General features: G+C 74.1%; 23 protein-coding genes and 1 pseudogene. 10 read left to right on the top strand and 14 right to left on the bottom strand.

All coding sequences use genetic code 11. The features are described from left to right. The first annotated feature begins 89 nt into the window (after positions 1 to 89). From KKR89_RS18120 to KKR89_RS01815, 3 genes are all read left to right on the top strand, one after another. Positions 90 to 1,025: a lytic polysaccharide monooxygenase gene (locus KKR89_RS18120; protein WP_243882982.1), complete on the top strand. Its 936-nt coding sequence runs from the start codon at positions 90 to 92 to the stop codon at positions 1,023 to 1,025. A 166-nt stretch (positions 1,026 to 1,191) separates the two neighbouring features. After that, positions 1,192 to 1,758, top strand: coding sequence for a dihydrofolate reductase family protein (locus KKR89_RS01820; protein WP_208197003.1), 567 nt, complete (start codon positions 1,192 to 1,194; stop codon positions 1,756 to 1,758). Between the two features lie 83 nt (positions 1,759 to 1,841). Further along, positions 1,842 to 3,110, top strand: a complete 1,269-nt coding sequence (locus KKR89_RS01815) for an FAD-dependent oxidoreductase (RefSeq protein WP_208197002.1) — start codon at positions 1,842 to 1,844, stop codon at positions 3,108 to 3,110. Positions 3,111 to 3,154: 44 nt separating this feature from the next. On the opposite strand, the gene KKR89_RS01810 is transcribed toward KKR89_RS01815, so the two are convergent. The 3 genes from KKR89_RS01810 to lysX form a co-directional block, all read right to left on the bottom strand. Beyond that, positions 3,155 to 3,691: a chloramphenicol phosphotransferase CPT family protein gene (locus tag KKR89_RS01810; RefSeq protein ID WP_208197001.1), complete on the bottom strand. Its 537-nt coding sequence runs from the start codon at positions 3,689 to 3,691 to the stop codon at positions 3,155 to 3,157. Positions 3,692 to 3,811: 120 nt separating this feature from the next. Further along, positions 3,812 to 4,663: a hypothetical protein gene (locus KKR89_RS01805; RefSeq protein WP_208197000.1), complete on the bottom strand. Its 852-nt coding sequence runs from the start codon at positions 4,661 to 4,663 to the stop codon at positions 3,812 to 3,814. Continuing rightward, positions 4,660 to 8,034 (bottom strand): bifunctional lysylphosphatidylglycerol synthetase/lysine--tRNA ligase LysX, encoded by a 3,375-nt coding sequence (lysX, locus tag KKR89_RS01800; RefSeq protein ID WP_251140969.1) that lies wholly within the window; start codon positions 8,032 to 8,034, stop codon positions 4,660 to 4,662. Before lysX ends, KKR89_RS01805 begins: the two co-directional genes overlap by 4 nt. A 183-nt stretch (positions 8,035 to 8,217) precedes the next feature. Between lysX and KKR89_RS01795 the strand changes: the two genes are divergently transcribed. Then, on the top strand, positions 8,218 to 8,742 hold the full coding sequence (locus tag KKR89_RS01795; protein WP_208196998.1) for a GNAT family N-acetyltransferase: 525 nt from the start codon (positions 8,218 to 8,220) through the stop codon (positions 8,740 to 8,742). Positions 8,743 to 8,798: 56 nt separating this feature from the next. Continuing rightward, positions 8,799 to 9,557 carry a YqjF family protein gene (locus KKR89_RS01790; RefSeq protein WP_208196997.1) on the top strand — a complete coding sequence of 253 codons (759 nt, stop codon included), beginning with the start codon at positions 8,799 to 8,801 and terminating at the stop codon, positions 9,555 to 9,557. 282 nt (positions 9,558 to 9,839) lie between these two features. On the opposite strand, the gene KKR89_RS01785 is transcribed toward KKR89_RS01790, so the two are convergent. The 4 genes from KKR89_RS01785 to KKR89_RS01770 all read right to left on the bottom strand — a co-directional run bounded on the left by KKR89_RS01785 (position 9,840) and on the right by KKR89_RS01770 (position 12,995). Next, complete coding sequence (locus tag KKR89_RS01785; RefSeq protein WP_208196996.1) at positions 9,840 to 9,992, bottom strand: hypothetical protein; 153 nt, start codon at positions 9,990 to 9,992, stop codon at positions 9,840 to 9,842. Positions 9,993 to 10,279: 287 nt separating this feature from the next. Further along, positions 10,280 to 11,134: a DUF2971 domain-containing protein gene (locus tag KKR89_RS01780; RefSeq protein ID WP_208196995.1), complete on the bottom strand. Its 855-nt coding sequence runs from the start codon at positions 11,132 to 11,134 to the stop codon at positions 10,280 to 10,282. Positions 11,135 to 11,297: 163 nt separating this feature from the next. Next, positions 11,298 to 12,224 carry a hypothetical protein gene (locus tag KKR89_RS01775; RefSeq protein WP_208196994.1) on the bottom strand — a complete coding sequence of 309 codons (927 nt, stop codon included), beginning with the start codon at positions 12,222 to 12,224 and terminating at the stop codon, positions 11,298 to 11,300. A 126-nt stretch (positions 12,225 to 12,350) separates the two neighbouring features. Beyond that, on the bottom strand, positions 12,351 to 12,995 hold the full coding sequence (locus KKR89_RS01770) for a cation diffusion facilitator family transporter (RefSeq protein WP_208196993.1): 645 nt from the start codon (positions 12,993 to 12,995) through the stop codon (positions 12,351 to 12,353). Between the two features lie 166 nt (positions 12,996 to 13,161). On the opposite strand from KKR89_RS01770, the gene KKR89_RS01765 reads away from it, so the two are divergent. Beyond that, positions 13,162 to 13,941 (top strand): MerR family transcriptional regulator, encoded by a 780-nt coding sequence (locus KKR89_RS01765; RefSeq protein WP_208196992.1) that lies wholly within the window; start codon positions 13,162 to 13,164, stop codon positions 13,939 to 13,941. A gap of 62 nt (positions 13,942 to 14,003) precedes the next feature. After that, on the top strand, positions 14,004 to 14,549 hold the full coding sequence (locus KKR89_RS01760; protein WP_208196991.1) for a GNAT family N-acetyltransferase: 546 nt from the start codon (positions 14,004 to 14,006) through the stop codon (positions 14,547 to 14,549). On the opposite strand, the gene KKR89_RS01755 is transcribed toward KKR89_RS01760, so the two are convergent. After that, positions 14,539 to 14,892, bottom strand: coding sequence for a DoxX family protein (locus KKR89_RS01755; RefSeq protein ID WP_208196990.1), 354 nt, complete (start codon positions 14,890 to 14,892; stop codon positions 14,539 to 14,541). The two genes, KKR89_RS01760 and KKR89_RS01755, sit on opposite strands and share 11 nt — an antisense overlap. 133 nt (positions 14,893 to 15,025) lie before the next feature. On the opposite strand from KKR89_RS01755, the gene KKR89_RS01750 reads away from it, so the two are divergent. Next, positions 15,026 to 16,744, top strand: coding sequence for an FAD-dependent oxidoreductase (locus KKR89_RS01750; RefSeq protein WP_208196989.1), 1,719 nt, complete (start codon positions 15,026 to 15,028; stop codon positions 16,742 to 16,744). 276 nt (positions 16,745 to 17,020) lie between these two features. Continuing rightward, complete coding sequence (locus KKR89_RS01745) at positions 17,021 to 17,290, top strand: metal-sensitive transcriptional regulator (RefSeq protein ID WP_208196988.1); 270 nt, start codon at positions 17,021 to 17,023, stop codon at positions 17,288 to 17,290. Positions 17,291 to 17,315: 25 nt separating this feature from the next. Here KKR89_RS01745 and KKR89_RS01740 read toward each other — a convergent pair whose 3' ends face one another. From KKR89_RS01740 to KKR89_RS01720, 6 genes and pseudogenes are all read right to left on the bottom strand, one after another. Then, complete coding sequence (locus tag KKR89_RS01740; protein ID WP_208196987.1) at positions 17,316 to 17,837, bottom strand: hypothetical protein; 522 nt, start codon at positions 17,835 to 17,837, stop codon at positions 17,316 to 17,318. A gap of 80 nt (positions 17,838 to 17,917) precedes the next feature. Then, positions 17,918 to 18,937 (bottom strand): zinc-dependent alcohol dehydrogenase family protein, encoded by a 1,020-nt coding sequence (locus KKR89_RS01735; protein ID WP_208196986.1) that lies wholly within the window; start codon positions 18,935 to 18,937, stop codon positions 17,918 to 17,920. A 27-nt stretch (positions 18,938 to 18,964) separates the two neighbouring features. Continuing rightward, a complete protein-coding gene (locus KKR89_RS01730) occupies positions 18,965 to 19,669 on the bottom strand; it encodes a 4a-hydroxytetrahydrobiopterin dehydratase (protein ID WP_208196985.1) in 705 nt (234 codons plus the stop codon). Between the two features lie 51 nt (positions 19,670 to 19,720). Then, positions 19,721 to 19,882: pseudogene (locus KKR89_RS18115) on the bottom strand (HIT family protein); the annotation flags it as partial. 88 nt (positions 19,883 to 19,970) lie between these two features. After that, positions 19,971 to 20,906 (bottom strand): cold-shock protein, encoded by a 936-nt coding sequence (locus KKR89_RS18540; RefSeq protein WP_208196984.1) that lies wholly within the window; start codon positions 20,904 to 20,906, stop codon positions 19,971 to 19,973. A 122-nt stretch (positions 20,907 to 21,028) separates the two neighbouring features. Further along, positions 21,029 to 22,105 (bottom strand): lytic polysaccharide monooxygenase auxiliary activity family 9 protein, encoded by a 1,077-nt coding sequence (locus tag KKR89_RS01720; RefSeq protein WP_208196983.1) that lies wholly within the window; start codon positions 22,103 to 22,105, stop codon positions 21,029 to 21,031. Positions 22,106 to 22,242: 137 nt separating this feature from the next. Here KKR89_RS01720 and KKR89_RS01715 point away from each other — a divergent pair, with 137 nt between their 5' ends. Continuing rightward, positions 22,243 to 23,049: a Nif3-like dinuclear metal center hexameric protein gene (locus KKR89_RS01715; protein WP_208196982.1), complete on the top strand. Its 807-nt coding sequence runs from the start codon at positions 22,243 to 22,245 to the stop codon at positions 23,047 to 23,049. Positions 23,050 to 23,092: the final 43 nt, after the last annotated feature.

The following is a 23,092-nucleotide window of genomic DNA, read 5'->3' as shown; positions in this document are numbered from 1 at the left end:
ACGGTTCTTGCCCTGTCTGCCCGGCTCGTACACACGTACGTTCGGTCGCGACCGTCCATGCCAGACCCCACCGTTCGAGGTGACCCACCATGAGATCGTCCGCTCCTTCCCTTGCCTCACGACCCGCCGCAGGTCGGCTGCTCCTGTCCGTCCTGGCGGTGCTCGCACTGGCCTTCGCGATGCTCACGCTCGCACCCCCGCCCTCGGCCCAGGCGCACGGGTGGATCTCCGACCCGCCGAGCCGGCAGGACCTCTGTTACACGGGCGCCGTGAAGGACTGCGGTCCCGTCCAGTACGAGCCGTGGAGCGTGGAGGCCAAGAAGGGCTCGATGCTCTGCTCCGGCGGCGGCCGCTTCACCGAGCTCGACAACGAGTCCCGGGCCTGGCCGCGCCAGGCGGTCAGCACCAACGAGACGTTCACCTGGGACATCGTCGCCAACCACTCCACGTCGACGTGGGAGTACTTCGTGGACGGCCAGCTGCACACCACGATCAACGACAACGGGGCGATGCCGCCCAAGAGGTTCACCCACCAGATCAACAACCTGCCGACGGGCAACCACAAGATCTTCGTCCGGTGGAACATCGCCGACACGGTGAACGCGTTCTACCAGTGCATCGACGCCTACATCACGCCCGGCGGCAACCCGGCACCGCAGCCCACGGCCACCACGCCGGCACCGCAGCCCACCGCGACGACGCCGGCACCGCAGCCGACGGCGACGACCCCGGCGCCCCAGCCGGGCAACGGCGCCTGCACCGCCACCGTGCGTGCCGCCAACTCCTGGGGCAGCGGCTTCCAGGGTGAGGTCACCGTGAAGGCGGGCAGCGCCGCGATCAACGGCTGGAAGGTCACCGTGAACGGCGCGACGATAACGCAGGCGTGGAGCTCCACGCTCAGCGGGTCCGACACGCTCGCCAACGCTGAGTGGAACGGGAAGCTCGGCGCTGGCGCCTCGACGACGGCGGGCTTCATTGCCAGCGGCAGCGGCAGCAACCTGAGCGCCACCTGCACCGCGAGCTGACAGACGCTGCGAGCTGACAGACGCTGCGACGACCGGCCGGGGCGAGGACGCCCCGGCCGGTCGTGCGTCCGGGCAGGACCGGACGACGCCACGAACGTCCCGGCACCCTCTTGCCGGTGCCCGGGGCCGCTGCCAACCTGAACTCCCCGGCCCACCGGAGGCACCCATGGGCAAGCTGATCTACGCGGCGAACACCTCGCTCGACGGCTACCTGGAGGACGAGACCGGCGCCTTCGACTGGTCAGTCCCCGACGAGGCCGTGCACGCCTTCTGGAACGAGCACGAGCGCGGCATCGGCACGTCGCTCTACGGCCGGCGCATGTACGAGACGATGCGCGTCTGGGAGGACGACGACTGGTTGACGGACGAGCCGGCCGTCGTCCGCGAGTACGCGGGGATCTGGCGCGATGCCGACAAGGTCGTCTACTCCACGACGCTCGACGCGGTGTCCACGGCGCGCACGCGGATCGAGCGGCAGTTCGACCCCGAGGCGGTGCGACGGCTCAAGGAGGAGTCCAGCGCGGACCTGAGCGTCGGCGGCGCGATCCTCGGGGCCGAGGCGTTCCGGCACGGGCTCGTCGACGAGTGCGTGCTGCTGCTGTGCCCGGTGGTCGTGGGCGGCGGCAAGCCGGCGTTGCCCCGGGGCGTGCGGCTCGACCTGGAGCTGCTGGACACCCGTCGGTTCGCCAACGGTGGGGTCTACGTGCACTACGCGGTACGCGGCACTACCTGACGCTGGCGGTCGCGTCACGACAGACGGAACCTGGACACACCGCGCAGATCGGGCAGGATGTCCCCCGAGGACAGGGGGTCCCGATGACGTCCGACGGCACCACTCAGGCTCGGACGACGTGCGCGGTCGTCGGCGGCGGACCCGCCGGCCTCATGCTCGGCCTGCTCCTGGCACGCGCCGGCGTCGACGTCACGGTCCTGGAGAAGCACGCCGACTTCCTGCGGGACTTCCGCGGCGACACCGTGCACCCGTCGACGCTCCAGGCCCTGGACGACCTCGGGCTCATCGAGCGCTTCCTCGCGCTGCCGCACTCGCGCGTCGAGGCCATCAGGCTGCCCGACCCCTCGGGCGGCGCGCCCGTACCCGTCGTCGACTTCTCACGCCTGCGCGTGCCGTACCCGTACATCGCGATGGTCCCGCAGTGGGACCTGCTCGACCTGCTCGCCGACGCGGCCGGCGCGGAGCCGGGGTTCACGCTGCTGCGCGAGCACGAGGTGACCGACGTCGTGCGCGCCGGCGACCGCGTCACGGGCGTCAGGTACCGGACGCCGCAGGGCGAGGGAACCCTGCGCGCCGACCTCGTCGTGGCGTGCGACGGCCGCTGGTCGGTCGTCCGACGCGCCGTCGGGCTGCCCGCCCGGCAGTTCCCCGTCCCGTTCGACGTCTGGTGGTTCAAGGTCCCGACGAGCCGACCCGTCGGCGGTGCGCTCATGCCGCGCCTCACCCCGGGGCGCGCGCTCGTGACGATCCCCCGCGAGGGCTACCTGCAGATGGCGTACCTGGGCCCCAAGGGCACCGACGCGGCGCTGCGGGCGCGCGGCATCGAGGTGTTCCGGACCGAGGTGGCCGAGCTCGTCCCCGAGGTCGCCGAGGACGTCCACCGCCTCGCCTCGATGGACGACGTCAAGCACCTCGACGTGCGCCTCGAGCGGTTGCGCCGCTGGTCCGCGCCCGGCGTGCTGTGCCTCGGCGACGCCGCTCACGCGATGTCCCCCGTCGGCGGGGTCGGGGTCAACCTCGCGGTGCAGGACGCGATCGCGGCGGCGCGCGTCCTGGTGGCGCCGCTGCGGTCCGGGGCGTTCCGCGACGCGTTCCCCGCGCACGTCGTCGCGCGCGTGCAGGCGCGACGCCGCCTGCCCACCGCGGTCATCCAGGGGGTGCAGCGCGCGATGCACGCACGGGCCATCGGGCCCGTCGTCGCTGGGGCGGACGGCGGGCCGCCCGTCCGCGTGCTCCGGCTCCTGCGGCGGGTGCCCGCCCTCAGCGCGCTCACGGCCCGCCTCGTCGGCGTCGGCCCGCGGCCCGAGCGGGTGCCGGTGTGGGGACGGCGTCCACCGGCCTCGACGCCCTGAGGAGGGTCCCGACCGCGCGCTCGGCGCGTCCCGGCAGGTCGGCGTCAGGCCGCGAGCGCCGCCAGGACCACCCGCGCGCAGTCCTCCGGCGAGGCCCGCGACGTGTCGACCTCGACGTCGTACCGCACGCCACGGTGGACGGCCTCGGCCTGGGCCACCGCCATGCCGGTCACCCGGTCCGCGCGACCGGCCTCGCGTGCGGCGGCCACGTCGGCGTCGCACCGCACCCCGACCCACAGCAGGTCGAGCCCGGACAGCGCCGCGGCGAGGCGGTCCTGCGACGCGCCGCCGGCGAGCAGGACGTCGTCGAGCAGGACGCCGACCCCGGCCCGCGCGATGGCGGCGATGCCCGCCAGCCACGCCTCCTGGACGCGCAGGAACACGGGACCGACCAGCACGGACCCGTCGGGCGGGAACGTGATGGTCGCGGCGGCTCCCGGGCCGTGGCGGGGCAGCGCGTCGACGAGGTCGTCCACGCCGAGCAGCAGCCACGCGTCGTCGAGCATGCCCTGCAGCGCCCGCGCGACCGTCGTGGTGCCCGAGCTGGACCCGCCGTTGAGGACGACGACGTCGGTGGTCACGTCACGAGCGTAGGTGAGGTGACGGGAGCGCAGCCGGGCCGCGGAGGTCCGCTGGACGACCTGACGGGACGCCGTCCGACGGACCGTCCGCGTCGGCGCCGCCGGGCGTCGTCGCCGCGGTCAGGTGCCTTGGACGCGCCGGACGGACGCGTCGCGCTCCGCGACACCTCCCGCACCCTCCGCCGCGACGCTCGCGGGGCTCCTGGCCAGGACGACGCACCCGGCCACCGCCGTGACGACCGCGAGCGCCACCGGGACGGCCCACCCCGCACGGACGGTGTCACCGAGGACGGCGACGCCCACCACGCCGGGCACGAGCACCTCCACGACCGACGACAACGCGGCCACGCCGCCCGCCGACCCCCGCTCGAGGGCACGCAGGTACGCCAGCACCCCCACGCCCCCGCACACCACGATCACGACCGCCAACGGCTGCCGCACGGTGGCGAGCAGGTCCCCGGACGCGTGCGCGCCGCGGGCGCCGATCGCGGCTCCCGAGTAGCCCAGCCCGGCGAGCACCGTGAGCAGGGGCGCACCGCCCCGCGCGTACGCGGCCACGAGCGCAGCGACCAGCACCCCGGCGGCGACGAGCATCGCCGTGGTGAACCCCACTGGTGGTGCCACGGCCGGCTGCTCACCGGCCCCCAGCGCGACGACGACGAGTGCGGCGACGACCACCGCGACAGCCAGGACGTCCCGGCGGCGCGTGCGCGCACCGAGGACGAACCGCGCCAGGACCACGACGACCACGACCGACGACGCCTGGATCGCCTGCACAGCGAACAGCGGCAACCGGTCGAGGGCGAGCAGGGACGCCAGCCACGCGGCGCCGTCCAGGACCAGCGCGCCGAGCACGAGCGGCTGCCGCAGCGCGCCCGCCCCCGGGGAGCGTCGGGTGCCGACCGCCTCCAGCACCGTGCTCACGCCGTACCCGACCGCGGCGGCGACGGCGGCCAGGAGCGCGAGCGTCACGTGCGCCCCTGCGGCCGCAGGAACGGGAAGGCGAGCGTGTCCCGGATGGTGCCGCCGACGAGCGTCATGACGACGCGGTCGACCCCGATGCCAACTCCCCCCGTGGGCGGCATGGCGAACTCCAGCGCGTCGAGGAAGTCCTCGTCGACCTCCATCGCCGCGGGGTCGCCGGCCGCGGCGAGGACCGACTGCGCGGTGAGTCGCTTGCGCTGCTCGACCGGGTCGACCAGCTCGGAGTACGCCGTGCCCAGCTCGGCGCCGAACGCCACGAGGTCCCAGCGCTCGGCGAGGCGCGGGTCGCTGCGGTGCGCGCGCGTGAGCGGCGACGTCTCCACAGGGAAGTCGGTGTAGAAGGTCGGTGCGACGGTCTGCCCCTCGACGAACCGGTCGTACAGCTCGGACACCAGCGCGCCGTGCGTCTCCGTCGGCTCCCACGCCAGGCCCAGGCTGGCGCACAGGCCCTGCAGCTCGCCCAGCGGCAGGTCGGGGGTCACCTCGCGGTCGACGGCCCGCGACACGGCCTCGTGCACGGTGACGACGGGCCACGGCCCGTCGAGCCGCACGACGCCGCCGCCCGGCCGGTGCGCCACGGGCTCGCCGTGCACCGCGACGGCCGCGGCGACGACGAGCTCACGCGTGAGGTCGCGCATCGTCGTGTAGTCGCCGAACGCCTCGTACGCCTCCATCGACGTGAACTCCGGGTTGTGCGTCGCGTCGACGCCCTCGTTGCGGAAGTTGCGGCCGAGCTCGAACACCTTGCCGACGCCGCCGACCATGAGCCGCTTGAGGAACAGCTCGGGCGCGATCCGCAGGTACAGGTCGAGGTCGTACGCGTTGATGTGGGTGGTGAAGGGACGCGCGTTGGCGCCGCCGTGGACGCGCTGCAGGACCGGCGTCTCGACCTCGAGGAAGCCGCGGTCGACCAGCGAGCTGCGGAGGGACCACACCGCCGTCGACCGGGCGCGCAGCGCGGCCGCCGCGGCGTCGTGCAGCGCGAGGTCCATGTGCCGCAGCCGCACACGCGCCTCGGCGTCGGCCAGGCCGTGCCGCTTGTCCGGCGGCGGCGTCAGGGCCTTGGCCGCCATCCGCCACGAGGACCCGGCGACGCTGAGCTGACCGCTGCGGCTGTGCGTGACGGGGCCGGTCACGCCGACGTGGTCCCCCAGATCGACCACGCGACGCCACAGGTCGAGCCCGGCGGTGTCGGACCTCGTGAGCAGCGCCTGCACCTCGTCGGTCCCCTCCCGGAGCACCGCGAACACGACGCCGCCGAGGTCACGCAGCCGCACGACCCGCCCGACGACCGACACCTGCGGCCCGTCGAGCGCGACGCCGCGCACCGCTCCGACGGTGTGGGTGCGCGGCACGACGACGGGGTACGGGTCCGTCCCGGCCCCGCGCAGGACGTCGAGCTTCGCGTGGCGGACGCGCTGCTGCTGGGTGAGCCGACGCGGAGCGACCTTGACCGCGAGCAGGTCCCGCTCCTGCGCGAGCGCCGCGGCGACGAACGCGGGGTCGTCGGCCGCGCGCACCGGCGCCCGCTCGGCGCCGCTCAGCCGACGCAGCGGGGGCACGAAGCCCTCGGCCTGCCCGAGCGCGAGCACCACCCGGGTCAGGTGCCCCGCGGCCTCGTAGCACAGCACGCGCGGCTGCCACTCGGGCAGGTACTTCTCGTTCGAGCGGTACAGCTGCTCGAGCTGCCAGAAGCGCGACGCGAGCAGCAGCACCCGCCGGTTCAGGCGCTGCACCGGGGTCGCGCCGACGCGCTCACCGAGCTGGAACGTCTCGCGGAACATCGCGAAGTTCATGGAGATCCGCTCCACACCGATGTCACGCGACGCGTCCACCAGCCCGGACACCATGAGCTCGGTGACGCCCGTGACCGCGTCGGGCGAGCGCCGCATGACGTCCAGCGACAGGCCGCGCCGTCCCCACGGGACGAAGGACAGCACCCCGCGCAGGCGCCCCTGAGCGTCGTGCGCGGTGACGACGACCTCACGCGGGTCGACCGGTGAGCCGAACCGGTCGAGCGCCATCGAGTACCCGCGCTCCTGGCCGCTGCGCCACCGGTCCGCCTCCGCCACGACGGCGGCCAGCTCGTCCGGCGGTACGTCCGCCTGCCGCCGGACCCGGACCTCGTAGCCGGCGTGGCGTCCCCGCTCCACCGCGCGGCGCACACCACGCATGGCGGGGCTCGCCAGGTCGAAGGACCGGGTGACGATCACGGCCTCGTCGCCCATCGCGATCGGGTGCAGCCCGACCGCCCGGTAGGCCCGCGCACCCGCCTCGGTCGTCGACGTCACCGCGGGCACCCAGCCGTACCGTCGCGCCGTCGCGAGCCACCGGGCGACGGCGTCCGGCCACGCGTTCGGGTCGCCGAGCGGGTCCCCGGCCGCGAGGCAGACGCTGGACACGACGCGGAACGACACGGCGGCCCGCCGGTCGGCCGAGAACACGGTCGACCGGTCGTCCCGCGTCGCGAAGTACCCGAGGGAGTCGGCGGACGGGAACTCGAGCAGCAACCGCCGGACCTGCAGCCGGTCGTCGGCGGCGTCGGTGCCCACCGGTTCCCGGGAACGCCCGAACAGGATGAGCGCCAGCACCAGACCGACCGCGGCCACGAACCCGCCGGCGACGCCGACCCACGCGGGCACGCGCCCGACCGTCCCCGGGTCGAGCACCGAGCCGTACGCACCGAACGCCTGCGCGAGCGCCCAGCGCAGCTGGTCGCCCGTCGGGGGCAGCCCGTGCCCGACGAGCCGCAGCAGCCCGAACGACAGCAGCGCCCCGGCGACGACGAACGCGGCGGCGACCAGCAGGGACCGCCACCACGCGCCCGGCCGCACTCGCGCCGGGAACGCCGCGCGTGCGCTGACCAGCACGGACACCGCGACGACCGCGACGGCCCACGCGACGACGTCCCGCGGCGTCACGCCGAGCTCGGCCCGCCCCGCGGGGTCGAACGCCCACACGAGCGCCGTGACCAGGCCAGCGACCACCACGGGGCCCTGCCATGCCAGGACGAGGAACAAGAGCGCCACCCGCAGGCGACGCAGCAGGCCCGACGCGACCATCGCGAGGAGCGCCAGCGAGAAGAACGCGGGCTGGGACGGGAGGTTCAGCACCGAGAGCACCCGCCCGACCGCGCGCACCGCACCGGGCGCGAACGGCAGGAGGAGCAGTGCCACGACCTGCCACGCCGCGAACCCCTGAGCCACCCGGGCCGCGACCTTCGCGACCGTGTCGGCCCAGCGGCCGGCGACCAGGACGTCCCGGGGTGCCGGTGTCGCGCCTCGGTCGCCGCGAGCGCGGGCGTGAACCGTCGGACCCGGCGGCGCGTCGGGCCCGGTCGGCACCGTGCGACTGGTCACGCCGTGCTCCGTCCTGGGCGCGTCCGCCCGAGCGTCCCCCGCCGGCGCAGGCCCCCACGCGACCGTCGCCCCTTCGCAGCGTAGGGACGCCTCCCGTCGCGCGCGTCCCGACAGACCACGCACCGCCGCCGAGGAGGACGTCGTCGACCAGCACGCCGACGGACGGGTGGGCATACTGCGCCGATGTCCTCCCCCACCTCATGGACGGCGGCGGCGCCACTCCACGCTGCCCGCCTCGTGCTCGAGCCGCTGCGGACCGACCACGCCGACGAGATGTTCGACGTCCTCGACGACCCCCGCCTCCACACCTACACCGGCGGCCGTCCCGCCTCGAGGGCGGAGCTGGGCGACCTCTTCGCCCGACAGGTCGTCGGGAGCTCCCCCGACGGGACGCAGGGGTGGCTGAACTGGGTGCTGCGCCGTCACGACACCGGACGTGCGGTCGGCACCGTGCAGGCCACGCTGACGCGCCGACCGGACGGCGGGCGGGAGGCGGAGCTGGCCTGGGTGGTGGCCGGCGACGAGCAGGGCCGCGGCTACGCGCGCGAGGCCGCGGTCGCCGTCGCAGCGTGGCTGCGCAAGGACGGCGTCGACACCCTCGTCGCCCACGTCCACCCCGACCATCACGCGTCGGCCGGCGTGGCTCGTGCGGTGGGCCTGCGACCGACGGGCACGGTGGTCGACGGCGAGATCCGCTGGACGAGCTGACCGCGCCCGCGGCGCCCTGGACGCCGTACCGGTCACGAGGGGGGCATAGTGGCGCCATGCCGCGCCCGCCCCAGCCCGTGACCGCGACGGCGCCCGAGCTACCCGGTCGGGCGATCACGCGGCAGTCGTGGCGCGACCTCACGTTCGTCCACTGGCGCGTCGCACCCGACGTCGTCGCGCCACTCCTGCCGCCCGGCACCCGCCCGGACGTCCACGACGGTGCGAGCTGGGTCGGGCTCGTGCCGTTCCGCATGGTCGGCGTGGGCGCCGGCTTCGGGCCCGGCGTCCCGTGGCTCGGCTCGTTCCCCGAGACCAACGTCCGGCTCTACTCGGTCGACGAGCAGGGGCGTCGCGGCGTCGTCTTCCTGACGCTCGAGGCGTCCCGGCTGGCGTTCGTCCTCGGCACGCGCGCCGTGTTCGCGCTCCCGTACACGTGGGCCCGGATGCGTGTGAGCGAGGCCGACGGCGTCCTGACGTACACGTCGCGACGCCGCTGGCCCGGGCCGCGGGACGCCACGACGCACGTCGTCGTGCGGCCGGGCGAGGCGCTCGCGCCCGGTGACGCCGAGGCCGAGTTCCTCACCGCGCGCTGGGGGCTGCACACGCGGGCCTTCGGCCGCACGCTGTACGTACCCAACCGTCACGAGACCTGGCCGCTGCAGGCCGCCGAGCTGGTCACGCTGGACGACCGCCTCGTCGCCACGTGCGGGATCCCGGGCACGGCGCTCCGCCCTCCGGACTCGGTGCTGTTCTCGCGCGGGGTCCGCACGGACTTCGGCCCGCCCGTGGACGTCCGCACGCCGCTGCCCGCCTGACCGGACGACCTGGAGCTGCGCGGGCTGTCGGCAGTTCTTCTCGTCAAGCCCCAGGGGGCCTCCCCGACGCAGACGGCGGCCGCTGTCGTCGGCGACGGTCCCACCGGTGGCGACCGCGGCGGCGACGCTGCTCTACCGCATCGCGCGCCACATACGCCTCCATGTGGAGCCGCTGACTCGCGTCGTGCTCGTCGGGTTCTCTAGAACCACAGGTTCCGCGCGCGGCCGGTGGCGTCCCCGGCCTCGTCGCTCGGTGACCCGGGCTCGGGGACCGGGCTCCGGTCAGCAGGGCGGCCCCAGCGGCGCGACGGTGGCGGAATCCCGCGTGTCGCGGCTGAGTTCGACGACGCTGACCGCCGCCGAGGTGGCGGTGAGCCGACGCGCGGTGGCGATGTCGGCGATGCGGCGGGCCAGGTCGACGTCTTTCTGGCTCACCCACTCGACGACGTGCTCGGTGCCCTCACCGCCGGGTCAACGGCGTCGTCGCTGGTCCGCTCGAGGGCGACCGATCTCTGGACAATGTCGACCCCTGAGAGAGTACGGCGCGCGTGCGCCAAACCCTCCTTCCAGAGCCTTCACGCCGCGATGCTGGCTGCCCGTTCCGGCCGGGCTTGCCGGTACCGACCTTGGCGCCAACTAGAGATCATCGACCACGATCACACCGGGATCGACGGACTGCATCGCGGCACGTTGGCGGTGCGGGTGGCGTTGCTAATCGCTCATTATCGGACCGGCGCACCCGAATGCGTCACATCGACATCCGTGTACCCGCGTTGGGCAAGAAATCGCCGAACCGAGTCATGCGCTTCAGGATGCATTGTTGGACCAATCCGAATGGACTTCACAGCCGCCCTATCAAACCTGAGAGGAACATATGGTAGAAGCGCCCCCCGATTGTCCGGCCTGTACCGCTCATCAACAAAGTCCGGGGCGATCACAAGGCGCCATTCGAGTTCTGAAGAGAACGCTTCATGCTTTACTGACGAGCGGCCAACATACGCCGGAAGCCTGCTCGAGTACCAATTTGAGTAACGCGGCGGCGCAGTTAACGCTAAATACTCCGCCACCACCTCCGCAACCATTTGACGCACTCCGTCTTGACCGTACCTGACGGGCACGAGCCTCGGCGACGAGTCACTAATCCCAGGCGCAGCATCTGGTCGGCCGCCGAGATAGAGGACTCTCTCGGGCTGGCGGATCTTCTCGAGGGAGTCCCTATCGAATCCGACGCAGTAGGCGCCGCCACCGTATGCTCGCCACTGGCTGAGTAGGTCCCCATCGGTGCAGAAGCATGCTATGAATGGGGCTGGCTCACGGAGCGATTCGTCACTTACCTGTCCACGCACAAACTCCGCAATCAGGGTAGGTGACTCATCAAGCTCGTCCCGAGGGTCACGGGCCGCGATTATTTCGGCAGCATCGAGAAGAGCGTCGTTCAACTCGGCACGCCCGAGGGTAAACTCCGCCGCATCGTTGAGGTATCTGGCATCCGTTGCCCAGATGCTCTGCTCGCCGAGGATGCTCATCAGGGCGCTGCCAGTTGTATAGTGATAGAGAGTCTCGACCGGCTGAGTCATCCAACAACACTACTGGGCTGATGGCTGCACGGAAAGTACCTCAGCCAACAAAACTAGTGAGTAGCCATGAGGTTCGTCCGAAGGGCAGCGACGCGTGCTAGTTGCTGCCCACCGTCTCGCTCCTTCAGGTTGGTGAACGATCGCGTTCAAGTCCGATCGGACGTCACGTCGGGGCGGGAGGTTGGACACATCCCCTGCGTGCGTCGACGACCTCGTGGGACCCGCGGTGGCCGACCAGCGGACCGCTGCCCGCCTGACCCGGGGAGGCACGTCGATCCGCCGTCGGCCCCGGACCGTCGTCGTACGAGCGCGGGGCGAGCCGGACGGCCGCGCGCGGGCCCGCCGTGACGCCCAGGCCCAGCGCGGCCAGCACCTGCGCGACCTCCTGCGCGGCGAGCGAGCCGTGCCGCTCGAGCGTCAGGTGGACGCGACCACGGACCCGCTCCGCCCGGTGGAAGGCCAGGATCGTCGTCGAGACGGTCGTGTGACGGGGGAACCGGGCACGGGCCGCCGCCTCATCCCCATGCTCCAGCAGCACGAGGTCACCGCCGGCGAGCTCGGCCCGCAGCGCGTCGGCGCGCCAGTGCACCGGCGCGTCGACCTGGCCGGTGACGTGCCGGGAGCGGTTCGCCGACGAGATGGCGAGCAGACCGACGGCGTCCGACGACGCCGCCAGGAACCGCTGTGACGGGCACGCGTCGCCCGGCACGATCACCTGGGCGGTTGTCACCGACCCGTCCAGCGCGGTCAGCCCCGGCGGCACGTGCGCGGCGGCGGGTCCACGGAACCCGAACGGGCCGAGCGCGCGGAAGGCGTCGACGACGTCCGCCAGCAGGCCCGGTGACACGCACGCGGGCAACGCCGACAGGTCGAGCGCGCTCAGCACCCGCCCCGCCGGCGCGGTCAGGCTGCCCGTCTGGTCGTGGGGGCGGCCCTTGAGGGCGTTGATCCGCACCACCGCGTCGGCGCGCCCCGTCAGCGCGTAGATGTTCCCGAACCCGTGCGCGACGGGCACGCCGTCGGCGAGGGACCTCACCGCGTGGGCGACGTCGTCGGGGCGGTCGAGGACGAGACGGTCGTCGGCGGGCATGCGGGCCTCCCGGGGCTCGCTGGGAAGACCGCGCAGCCGCGTGCTGGATACCGATCGGGCTCGACAACCCGGCCGCGGGGTTCTCGTCCCGGGACGAGTGGCGCACGTACCGCTGACCGCCGTCCGTCAGTCGTCGTCGTCCTCGACCAGCTCGCCCTCCCAGGCCTCCCTGCCCTCGTGCACCGCGAACGCCGCGATGACGAATGCCGCGACCGGGTCCAGCCAGACCGCGCCCGTCAGGGCATGCAGGAGGAGGCCGGCCAGGGTCGAGATGCTCAGCAGGACGCAGATCCGCGTCTCGGCGGCGTCGGCCAGGATGAGGTTGTCCTGGAGCCGCAGGCCGACCCTGCGTTTCGCTGCCGCCAGGACGGGCATGACGACGATCGAGGCGATGAGCAGCCCGATCGCGACCGGTGAGCGGTCCGGGGCCTCGCCGTCGACGAGGCTGCGGACGCCCTCGACGGTGACGTACGCGGCCAGGACGAAGAACGTGACCGCGACGGCCTTGAGCGCCAGCCGCTCCTTGCGCTCGTCGGCCTCACCGTGCCGCAGCCGCGCCGACAGCCGCAGGGCGACGAGGACGGCGGCGACGGACTCGATCCCGGAGTCGACGCCGAAGCCCACCACGGACACCAAGCCCGCGAGCACGCCGGCGGTGATCGCCACGGCACCCTCGACCACGTTGTAGGCGATGGTGAGCTGCGCCAGACGCAGGCCGCGGCGCGTCAGCCGCTCGACCTCGACGGCGCCGAGCTCCCCGGTGGTGCTCATGCCGGCACCACCCGGGCGCATGCCGTCGCATTGCCCGTCGTGCGCCGCGTCGCGCTTCCTTCGCGCTCCATACGTCGATGGTAGAGAGCGTCGTGGGCGCACGGATCCGCGCGACGACGCGGCGGGGGTTGACCCTGCCACCGTGTGAGGGGGTCGGATGGGCGACATGTGGAGCATCGGAGAGATCGCGCACAGCACGGGCGTGTCCCGGCGCATGCTGCGCCACTGGGAGCAGGTCGGGCTGCTCGAGCCGGCGTCGACCGACGGCGCGACCGGTTACCGCCGCTACGCGCCGAGCCAGGTCGGGCGGGTGCGGGCGGTGGCGTCCCTGCGGGCGCTGGGGTTCGGGCTCGACACGGTGGCCGACCTGCTCGACGCCACGCTGACCGAGCAGCGGCTGGTGGAGCTGCTGCGCGAGCGCGAGCAGGCCCTCGTCGCGGACATCACCGAGGCGTCGGCCCGGCTGGCCGAGGTGCGCGCGCGCCTCGCGTCATTCGAGAAGGGAGCACGCACCGTGATGAGCACGCTCGAGCTGGTCCCCCTGCCCGCGCTGCGGCTGTGCGCCGTCCAGGACACCGTCCGGGACGAGACCGAGATCCCCGAGGCCGCTCGCCGGCTGCTCGCCCTGCTGCCGCGGGATCGCGGCCCGGGTGGTGACGGCGATGTCGTCCTGCTCTTCGACGGCACCTCGGACGACGCGATCGTGGTGACGGCCGGGACGCCGGCCGGTGCGGAGCCGTGCGGGCTCCCGGTCGTGGAGGTGGCCGCGGTTGCCGAGGGCGTCTCGGTGACGTTCGACGAGCGTCCTGCCGACGTGGCGGACGCCTGGACCGCGCTCGACGCGGCGCTGGAGTCCCGGGGACTTCGCGCCGCCGGCGTCTACCGGCAGGTGAACGCCCCCGGCGGCGCGGTGACGCTGCAGGCGGGGGTCCGTCAGCGGACGTAGGCGTCCGCGAGGAGGCCGGGAAACGCCACGACACCCGGAGCCGCCCCTGGCAGCATGCCCGGATGACCCGGCCCGAGCCCCGCGCGACGCTGCACCTACGAGCACTGACGCCCCAGGACGAGGACGCCGCCCGGGCGGCGCACGACGAGCTGGCGCGTGAGGGGTTCGACTTCCTGCTCGGGGTGCGCAGCGGTGAGCGCTGGGACGCGTACCTGCGCCGCCTGGAGGACGAGCGCGCGGGCGTCGGCCTGCCGGACGGCAGGGTGCCGGCGACGTTCCTCGTCGGGGACGTCGGCGGCGTGCTCGTCGGGCGGGTGTCCGTGCGGCACGCGCTGAACGAGGCGCTGTCGGTCGTCGGCGGCCACATCGGGTACGGGGTGCTACCCGCGCACCGCCGCCGCGGGTACGCCACCGCGATGCTGCGCGGGGCGCTGGCGGTCGCCCGCTCGGTGGGCGTCCGCGACGCGCTGGTGACCTGCGACGACGCGAACGTCGGGTCGGAGCGGACGATCGAGCGGTGCGGGGGTGTGCTGCAGGACGTGGTGGACGTGCCGGGCGGCGGCGGGGCGAAGCGCCGCTACCGGGTCCCCACGTCCCTCAGGCCGTGACGACCCGCAGCACGAGGACCGCGACGGACAGGATCAGCGGCACGAGCGGCATCGTGACGCCCTGGGTGTCGCGGACCCGCAGGTGGCCGATGATCGCGCCGAGGAAGTACAGGGTGAGGCCGACCGCGGCGGCGATGCCCAGGGGCGCGACCCACAGGCCCACGACGATGCCGACCGCGCCGGCGATCTCGAGCGCCGCGAGGAGCCCGAGGTAGCGCTCGGGGAAGCCGACCGTGCCGGTGATGGACGTGACGACCCGCTCGTTCCTGCGCAGCTTCATGACGGCGGAGTTGACCGAGACGAGGGCGAGCAGGACGGTGAGGACGGCGAGCGCGATGAACATGGGGGTCCTTTCGGTGAGGGGTGCGGGGACCTGAGGGGCCGACGGAGAACCATAGGTCGTCCGTGCCGCCCGCGTGACGCGGCCCACCCTTCACGACGGCCGATCCGGATACCCCCCGGGGTATGTTGGTCCTATGAGCCCGACCTCCATGTCCCGCTCCACCTCACCTCGGCGCATCGTCGTCGTCGGCGGCGTGGCGGGCGGCATGAGCGCAGCCGCACGCGCCCGCCGCCTGGACGAGTCCGCCTCGATCGTGGTGCTCGAGCAGTCCGCCCACGTGTCGTTCGCCAACTGCGGGCTGCCGTACCACCTGTCCGGTGAGATCGAGCAGCGCGACGCCCTCCTGCTGCACACGCCCGAGTCCCTGCGTGCCGCGCTCGCGCTCGACGTCCGCACCGGCAACCGCGTCACCGCGATCGACCGCGAGGCCCGCACCGTCACGGTGGCGACCGCCGACGGCGAGGACGAGCTCGCGTACGACGCCCTGCTGCTCGCCCCCGGCGCCGTCGCCGTGCGACCGCCGATCGACGGCCTCGACCACCCGGCCGTGCACTCCCTGCGCACGGTCCCCGATCTCGACGCCCTCGCCGCCCGGGTCGCGGACCTGCCCGCCGACGGCCCGCGCCGCGCGGTCGTCGTCGGCGCCGGGTTCATCGGCCTGGAGGCCGTCGAGGCCCTGGTCGCACGCGGGCTCGACGTCGAGCTCGTCGAGCTCGCGAACCACGTCCTGCCGCCGCTGGACGCCGAGCTCGCCCCGTTCCTCGCGGACGAGCTGCGCGCGCACGGCGTCGGCCTGCACCTCGGCGTCTCGGCGCGCGAGGTCGCCGCGTCCGACGACGGCGGCGCGGTCGTCACGCTCTCCGACGGCACGCGCCTGCCGGCCGAGGTCGTCGTCGTCAACGTGGGCGTGCGGCCCGCGAGCGACCTCGCGAGGGACGCGGGCCTGGAGCTCGGGGCCCGCGGCGCCATCCGCGTCGACGCCGACCAGCGCACGTCCGACCCGCACGTCTGGGCGGTCGGCGACGCGGTCGAGGTCACCCTGGCCGTCACGGGCGACACCGGGCCGGTACCGCTGGCGGGTCCGGCGAACCGCCAGGGCCGTCGCGCCGCCGACGCCATGCTGGGACGCCGCACGACGCCGCAGGCGCCCGTGCTCGGCACCGCGATCGTCCGGGTCCTCGGGCTCACGGCCGCCGTGACCGGCGCGAGCCAGGCCGCGCTCGCGCGCGCCGGGATCGAGCACGAGGTCGTCCGGATCCACGCCGCCCACCACGCCGGGTACTTCCCCGGCGCGCAGCAGGTCCACGTCGTCGCGAGCTTCGCCCCGGACGGGCGCCTGCTCGGCGCGCAGGCCGTCGGACGCGAGGGCGTCGACAAGCGCATCGACGTGCTGGCCACTGCCCTGCGTGCCGGCATGACCGCCGACGACCTCGCGGAGCTCGAGCTCGCGTACGCCCCGCCCTACGGCGCCGCGAAGGACCCGGTCAACATGCTCGGCTTCGTCGCGCAGAACGTCCTGGACGGCACCATGCCGCAGTGGCACGCCGCGGAGCTGGACGACGTCCTGGCCACGCGCCTCGTCCTCGACGTGCGGTCGCGGACCGAGTTCGACCGCGGCCACCTCGTCGGCGCGCTCCACGTCCCGCACACCGAGCTGCGCGGCCGCCTCGACGAGGTCCGCGCCGCCGCCGACGGACGTCCGGTCGCCGTGCACTGCGCCAGCGGCGTCCGCTCCCACATCGCGACCCGCGTGCTGCTCCAGGCCGGTCTCGACGCCCGCAACCTCTCCGGCGGCTGGATCAGCCTCACCGCCACCCGACCCGACCTGCCCCTCGAAGGAGCCACCTCATGAGCCTGCGCGACACGATCGCCCGCCTGCTCGGGCTGGCCACCGGCGGCGCCGTCCGGCGCTGACCCCACCCTCACCGAACGATCCCCAGGAGCACCACCATGTGCAGTCCCGCCCGTTGCCGCCGCTGTGGCAAGGTCACCTGGACCGGCTGCGGCAGGCACGTCGACGACGTCATGGCCGACGTGCCGCAGGACCAGCAGTGCACCTGCCGCTGAGCCGGCACGCACCCGAGACCCCCGAGCCGGGACACCGGTGACACGACCCGAGGAGAACCACGTGGACCTGGACCCGGCCGAGATGACGAAGGTCAGCAACCGCCTCAAGCGCGCCCAGGGGCAGCTCGCCGGCGTCATCCGCATGATCGACGAGGGCACGAGCTGCGAGGACGTCGTCACGCAGCTGTCCGCGGTGTCGAAGGCGATCGACCGGGCCGGGTTCGCGATCATCGCGTCCGGCATGAAGCAGTGCCTCACGCAGCCCGAGGGCGACGAGGAGCCGACCCTCGACGTCGCGAAGCTGGAGAAGCTGTTCCTGTCGCTGGCGTGACCCCCGGCCGGGCTCCTGTCGGCGGTCAGCGGCGCGCGACCCGTGCCCCCGCGGCCCAGCCCGGGGCGCGGGAGCCGGGAGGCGGCTCGACGCTCGACACGCCCGACCGCTCCAGCAGCCACGCGACCACGGAGTCCGACGTCCACATCTCACCCGCGCCCGCCTCGTCACGACCCCACGTGTACGCCGGCACGTCGGCGAGGAGGTCGAGGACGTCGCCCGGCAGCGCGACGTCGTCGCTCACCGCCAGGACGCCGGGCAACCGGCCGCTGCCGTCGACCACGCGCACCTCGTAGCGGAACAGCGGGCACCGCCCCAGCCACCGCGCACCCACCGGCCCGGTCAGCACGACGCGCCGCGTCCCACGCGTCCTGCCCCACGTGGGACCCATGTCGACGCTCCTGACGACCCCGGCGACCTCCACCTCCAGCACCGCGTGCACGAGCGGCTGCGGCGCTCGTCCTTCACGGGCGGCGACGAGACGCTCCCACCAGGCACTCGTCCGCCGCGCGACGTGACCGCCCGCGCCGACGGCCGACCACCTCACCCGGGCCACCGCGTCCACGTCTCCATCCCATCGCGGGGCCACCCCGCGGGGCGAGGGGCGATGGTCCCGCGAGCGCCGCGTCAGACCGTCAGCAGCACCTTGATCGCCCGCCGCTCGTCCATCGCGCGGTAGCCCTCGGCGGCCTCGTCGAGCGGCAGGGTGAGGTCGAAGACCTTGCCCGGGTCGATGTGGCGGCGCCAGATCCGGTCGATCAGGTCGGGCAGGAACCGGCGCACGGGTGCGGGCCCGCCGTGCAGGTGCACACCGGAGTAGAACAGCTGCCGGCCGGGCAGGACGACGTCGTGCGAGACGCCGACGTACCCCACGTGCCCGCCGGGGCGGGTGGAGCGGATCGCCTGCATCATCGACTCCTGCGTGCCGACGGCCTCGATCGTGGAGTGCGCGCCGAGCCCGTCGGTCAGCTGCTTGATGCGCGCCACGCCGGCGTCCCCGCGCTCCTCGACGACGTCGGTGGCGCCGAAGTCACGCGCGAGCGCCTGCCGGTCGGCGTGCCGGGACATCGCGATGACGCGCTCGGCGCCGAGCTGCCTCGCGGCCAGCACGCCGAGCAGCCCGACGGCCCCGTCACCCACCACCGCGACCGTCTTGCCCGGCCCGGCCTCGGCGGCCACGGCGGCGAACCAGCCGGTGCCGAGCACGTCGGAGGCGGCCAGCAGCGACGGGACCAGGTCGTCGGCCGGCGGGCCGGGGGTGGCGACGAGGGTGCCGTCGGCGTGCGGGATGCGCGCGTACTCCGCCTGCGCACCGGGCACAGCACCCGGGCCGCGGTGCACGCAGTGGCTCTGGTAGCCGGCGCGGCAGATCGCGCACGTGTTGTCCGAGGAGAAGAACGAGCCGACGACGAAGTCGCCGACCCTCACCTGCGCGACGTCGTCCCCGACCTCCTCGACGACACCGACGTACTCGTGACCCATCGGCTGGTGGTCGACGTCGTCCGCACCGCGGTACGGCCACAGGTCGGACCCGCAGATGCAGGACGCGGCGAGCCGGATGACCGCGTCCGTCGGTTCGGCGATCGTCGGCCGTTCGGTCTGGTCCACCCGGACGTCGCCCGGGCCGTACATGACGACAGCGCGCATCGCAGTGCCTCTCCGTCGGTCCGCGGCTCAGTCCTGCGTCGCGGGGGCCTGGGCGACGCAGAGCGCGCCGGTGTTGCCGTCCTGGTCGGCGACGACCGTGACCCACGGCGCGTCGCTGTCGTCCACGACGGTGCCGCCCGCGGCGACCGCGGCGGCGAGCCGCTGCTCGGCCACCTCGGGCGCGACGTAGACCTCGACGTGGAACCGCTGGCGCGCGGTGTCGTCCTCGACGTCCCCGAACCACAGGTTCGGCACCCGTCCGGTGGCGTCCCGGATCTCGTCGCTCGGCGACCCGTGCCCCTGCGACGCCGCGTCCCCCGTGAGCAGCGCCGCCCACACCGGGGCGACGGTCGCGGAACCCGCCGTGTCGAGGCCCAGCTCGACCACGCTGACGGACGCCGGGGCGGCGGCGAGCCCGTGCTCGACGGCGATCTCGCTGATCCGCCGGGCGAGGTCGACGTCCTTGCGGGTCACCCACTCGACGACCTGCTCGTTGCCCTGGTCGTCGCGGTAGACGGCGTCGGCGCTCACCAGCTTGAGGTCGACGTGCCCCGTGCCGAGGGCCGCGCTCGGGTGGTGCCCGAGCGCGTCGCCCGCCTCGCCGACCGCGGCGACGAACCGCGCCCCGGTGCCGAAGTCGTCGACGAGGTACCGCGCGTGCAGCCCCTGCGCCAGCTTGCGCCAGTCGGCCAGTCCGGCCTGCGTGATCTCGCTGCCCGACAGCATGTCCATGCTCGCCGAATCTAGACCCGCTCGACGCGACCCGCGCGGGCTGCGCCCACGTCAGGCGGGCGACGCGAGGGCGTCCCGGACGGCCCGCGCGTGGTCGTCGAGGACCGACCGCTCCCGCTCGACCGTGTCGGGGACGAGGGTCCAGCCGTCGCCCGCGTAGCGCGGGATGACGTGCAGGTGGAAGTGGAAGACCGTCTGGAAGGCGACCTCACCGTCGCAGACCCCACGCTGGGGACGTCGGGCGGCTCACCGACCGCGGCTGACGACGAGGCGTGAGCGCCAGACCGCCGAGGCGGCCCCCTCAGACCCGTTCGACGCGGTCCGCCTGCGGTCCCCGGTCGCTCTGACGCACCTCGTACCGGACCCGGTCACCCTCGTACAGGCCGTCGGACCCGCGCACGACCGACACGTGCACGAACAGGTCGTCGCCGCCCGCGTCCGGGGTGATGAAGCCGAAGCCGCGCTCGGCGTCGTAGCGCGCGACCGTGCCCGTGCCGCCGCGCGCGGGGGCACCCGAGCCCCGGGGCCGCTCCGACCGGCCGCGGGACGGCCCCGCGGGCGCGCCCCGGCGCGCCTGACCACCGACGAGCCGCACGTTCTGGGCCTGCGGCCCCCGGTCGCTCTCGGCGACGGTGAAGCTGATGCGGTCACCCTCGGACAGGCCGGTCACGCCCGCCAGCGTCTTGGCGTGGACGAAGACGTCCTCGCCGCCGGCGTCGGGCGTCGCGAAGCCGAAGCCCTTGTCCGCGTCGTAGAACGTGATGGTGCCGTCCGCGCCGTCGGACACCACGGGCGGGGCGGCCTGGGCGACGAGCGGCAGCAGGTGGTCCGCCTGGGGCCCCTTCTCGCCCGGCACGACCAGGAACGCGACCCGCTGCCCCTCACGGAGCACGCCGCCGCCCACGACGGCGGAGCTGTGCACGAAGATCTCGGCGTCGCCGCTGTCCGGGGTGATGAAGCCGTAGCCCTTGCCCGGCTCGTACCAGGAGACGGTGCCGAGCTGGCCCAGGGTCGCGTCGGCGGCGTACTCGCCCGTGACACGGACGTTGCGCGCCTGCGGCCCGCGGTCGCCCTCACCGACCTCGAACTCGACCTCCTGGCCCTCGCGGAGGACCTTGCGGCTGTCGTCACCGACGATCTCGGACGCGTGGACGAACAGGTCGTCGGCGTCGTCCCCGAGGTTGAGGAAGCCGAAACCGCGTTCGGCGTCGAACCAACGGACAGTTGCCTGGGGCACGGTGTACTCCTCGTCGACAGCAGATGGTGCTCCCCCATTGTCGCCGACATGACGACCGAGGGCCGCACGTCCGTCCGGACGTGCGGCCCTCGTGGTGCAGACGACGTCTGCGGCGCGTGCGGTCAGGCGGCGCTGCAGGTCGCGCTGAGGTTGCTCGAGCTGCCGCTGCCGAGGAAGCCGGCGCTGGCCGTCGCCCCTGCTGCGAGCGAGCCGTTCCACGCCGCCGACGTGATCGTGCTGCCGGACGCGGTGCCGTTCCACGCCTGCGTGATGGTCGCCCCGGCGACCGTCACCTTCCAGCCGGTGATCGCGGCGGAGCCCGCCTTCACCGTCACGTTCGCCTGGTAGCCGCCCTGCCAGGAGCTCTGCACCGACACCGTCGCGGTGCAGGCGCCGGTGCCCGGGTCCGGGGCGGGCGTCGTCGGCGCGGGGGTGGTCGGGGCGGGGGTGGTCGGCGCGGGAGTCGTGGGCGCCGGCGTCGTCGGGGCTGGCGTCGTCGGGGCGGGCGTCGTCGGGTTCGGGCCGGGGTCGCCGCCGCCACCGAACACGACGTCGCTGCACTGGTAGTACGGCTGGTCGAGGTGGCTCGCCTGCCAGATCGTGAACACCACGTGGTGGCCGGTGCGGTCGCGCGGGACGCTCACGTCGGTGACGTACGGGCTCGACGGGGCGTAACGGCCCGTCGTCTTGATCAGCTCGAGGTCGGACCACGCGAGCGCCTCGGTCCTGGCGTCGTAGCCCTGCTTGGTGACGTAGATCTTCAGGTAGTCCGCGCCGTGGTTGGACGGGTCGTGGACGGTGAGCCGGAAGTCGTACGGCTTGGCGGTCGTGCGCCAGGCGCCCGGCGTGTTCGCCGCGTCGTAGATCGGGTTGTCGGCGGAGCAGAGCTTGCCGTCGGGGAGCGCCTGCTCGTGCTGCCCGCCGACGTTCTCCTTGAACATGCCGTTCCAGTTCCACATGGCGTTGGGGTTGGCACGCCACGCGGCCCAGCACATCGGGTCCTGCGTCGCCATGGCGGGGTCGGTGTGGGCGCCCGACCAGCGGTCGTAGCACCCGTAGATGCGGGACGGGGGGTCGGACACGGCGCCGTGGGCCGATGCGGGCGCGGCGAGGGCGACGGAGCCTGCCACCATGGCGGCGCCGAGCGCGAGCGCGCCGGTCACCGCGACGACGCGGCGACCGAGGGAGAAGCGGGACATGTCCACCTCCGGGAGGACGTACGAGACGTACGAGGACCATCGGCGCGGGCGCCGGGCGCGGCAACCGACGAAACGCTTCGACGGTCGCCGGTCCGGGCACCCCCGTGGCGACGCCCGCCGTCGCTAGGGTGTCGGGCGTGACGACGACAGCACGGCAGGTGGCGGAACGGATCGACGCGCACGTGGGGGTGCCGCCGCGCGCGACGACGGTCGACGGGTTCCTCGCCGGCGACCCGGACACCCCGGTCCGGGGGGTCGCCGTCACGATCATGGCGACGTTCGACGTGCTGCGGCGCGCGGCCGAGCAGGGCCTGAACCTCGTCATCACGCACGAGCCGCTCTACTTCGACCACCACGGCAGGTCGGACGCGGTCCTCGCCGCCGAGGGCGACCCCGTGTACGCGGCGAAGGCGGCGTTCGTCGCCGAGCACGGGCTCGTCGTCCTGCACCAGCACGACGCCTGGCACGACCGCGAGCCGGACGGCGTCCTCACGGGCGTCGCGCGGGCCCTGGGCTGGCTCGACGCCGAGCGGACGGGCGACCCGGGCGTCTACGACCTCCCCCCGACGACGCTCGGCGAGCTGGCCGCGCACGTCGCACGCTCCCTGGACGCCCGCGCGCTGCGCTACGTCGGCGACCCCGACACCGCCGTGTCGACCGTCGGCCTGCAGCCGGGGTTCCAGGGGTTCGAGCTCAACCGGCACCTGCTCGCCCGGCCCGACGTCGACGTGGTCGTCATCGGCGAGGGGCATGAGTGGGAGACCGGCGAGTACGCGGCCGACGCCGTGACGGCGGGCGTGTGCGCAGGCCTCGTCGTCGTGGGCCACACGCCGTCGGAGCAGGAGGGCATGGCCGAGTACGCCCGCTGGCTGGCGGACCTCCTGCCGGAGGTCCCGGTCGAGCTGGTCGTCGCCCCGGACCACTACCGCACGACCCCCCGCTGACCCGCCTCCCCGTGACGCCCGCTCGCGGGCGGGGTCCGGGTCG

This window comes from Cellulomonas dongxiuzhuiae, assembly GCF_018623035.1.
Classification (GTDB): domain Bacteria; phylum Actinomycetota; class Actinomycetes; order Actinomycetales; family Cellulomonadaceae; genus Cellulomonas; species Cellulomonas dongxiuzhuiae.
The sequence above is the reverse complement of the archived record's forward strand: the minus strand, read 5'-3'. Positions and strand labels throughout refer to the sequence as shown.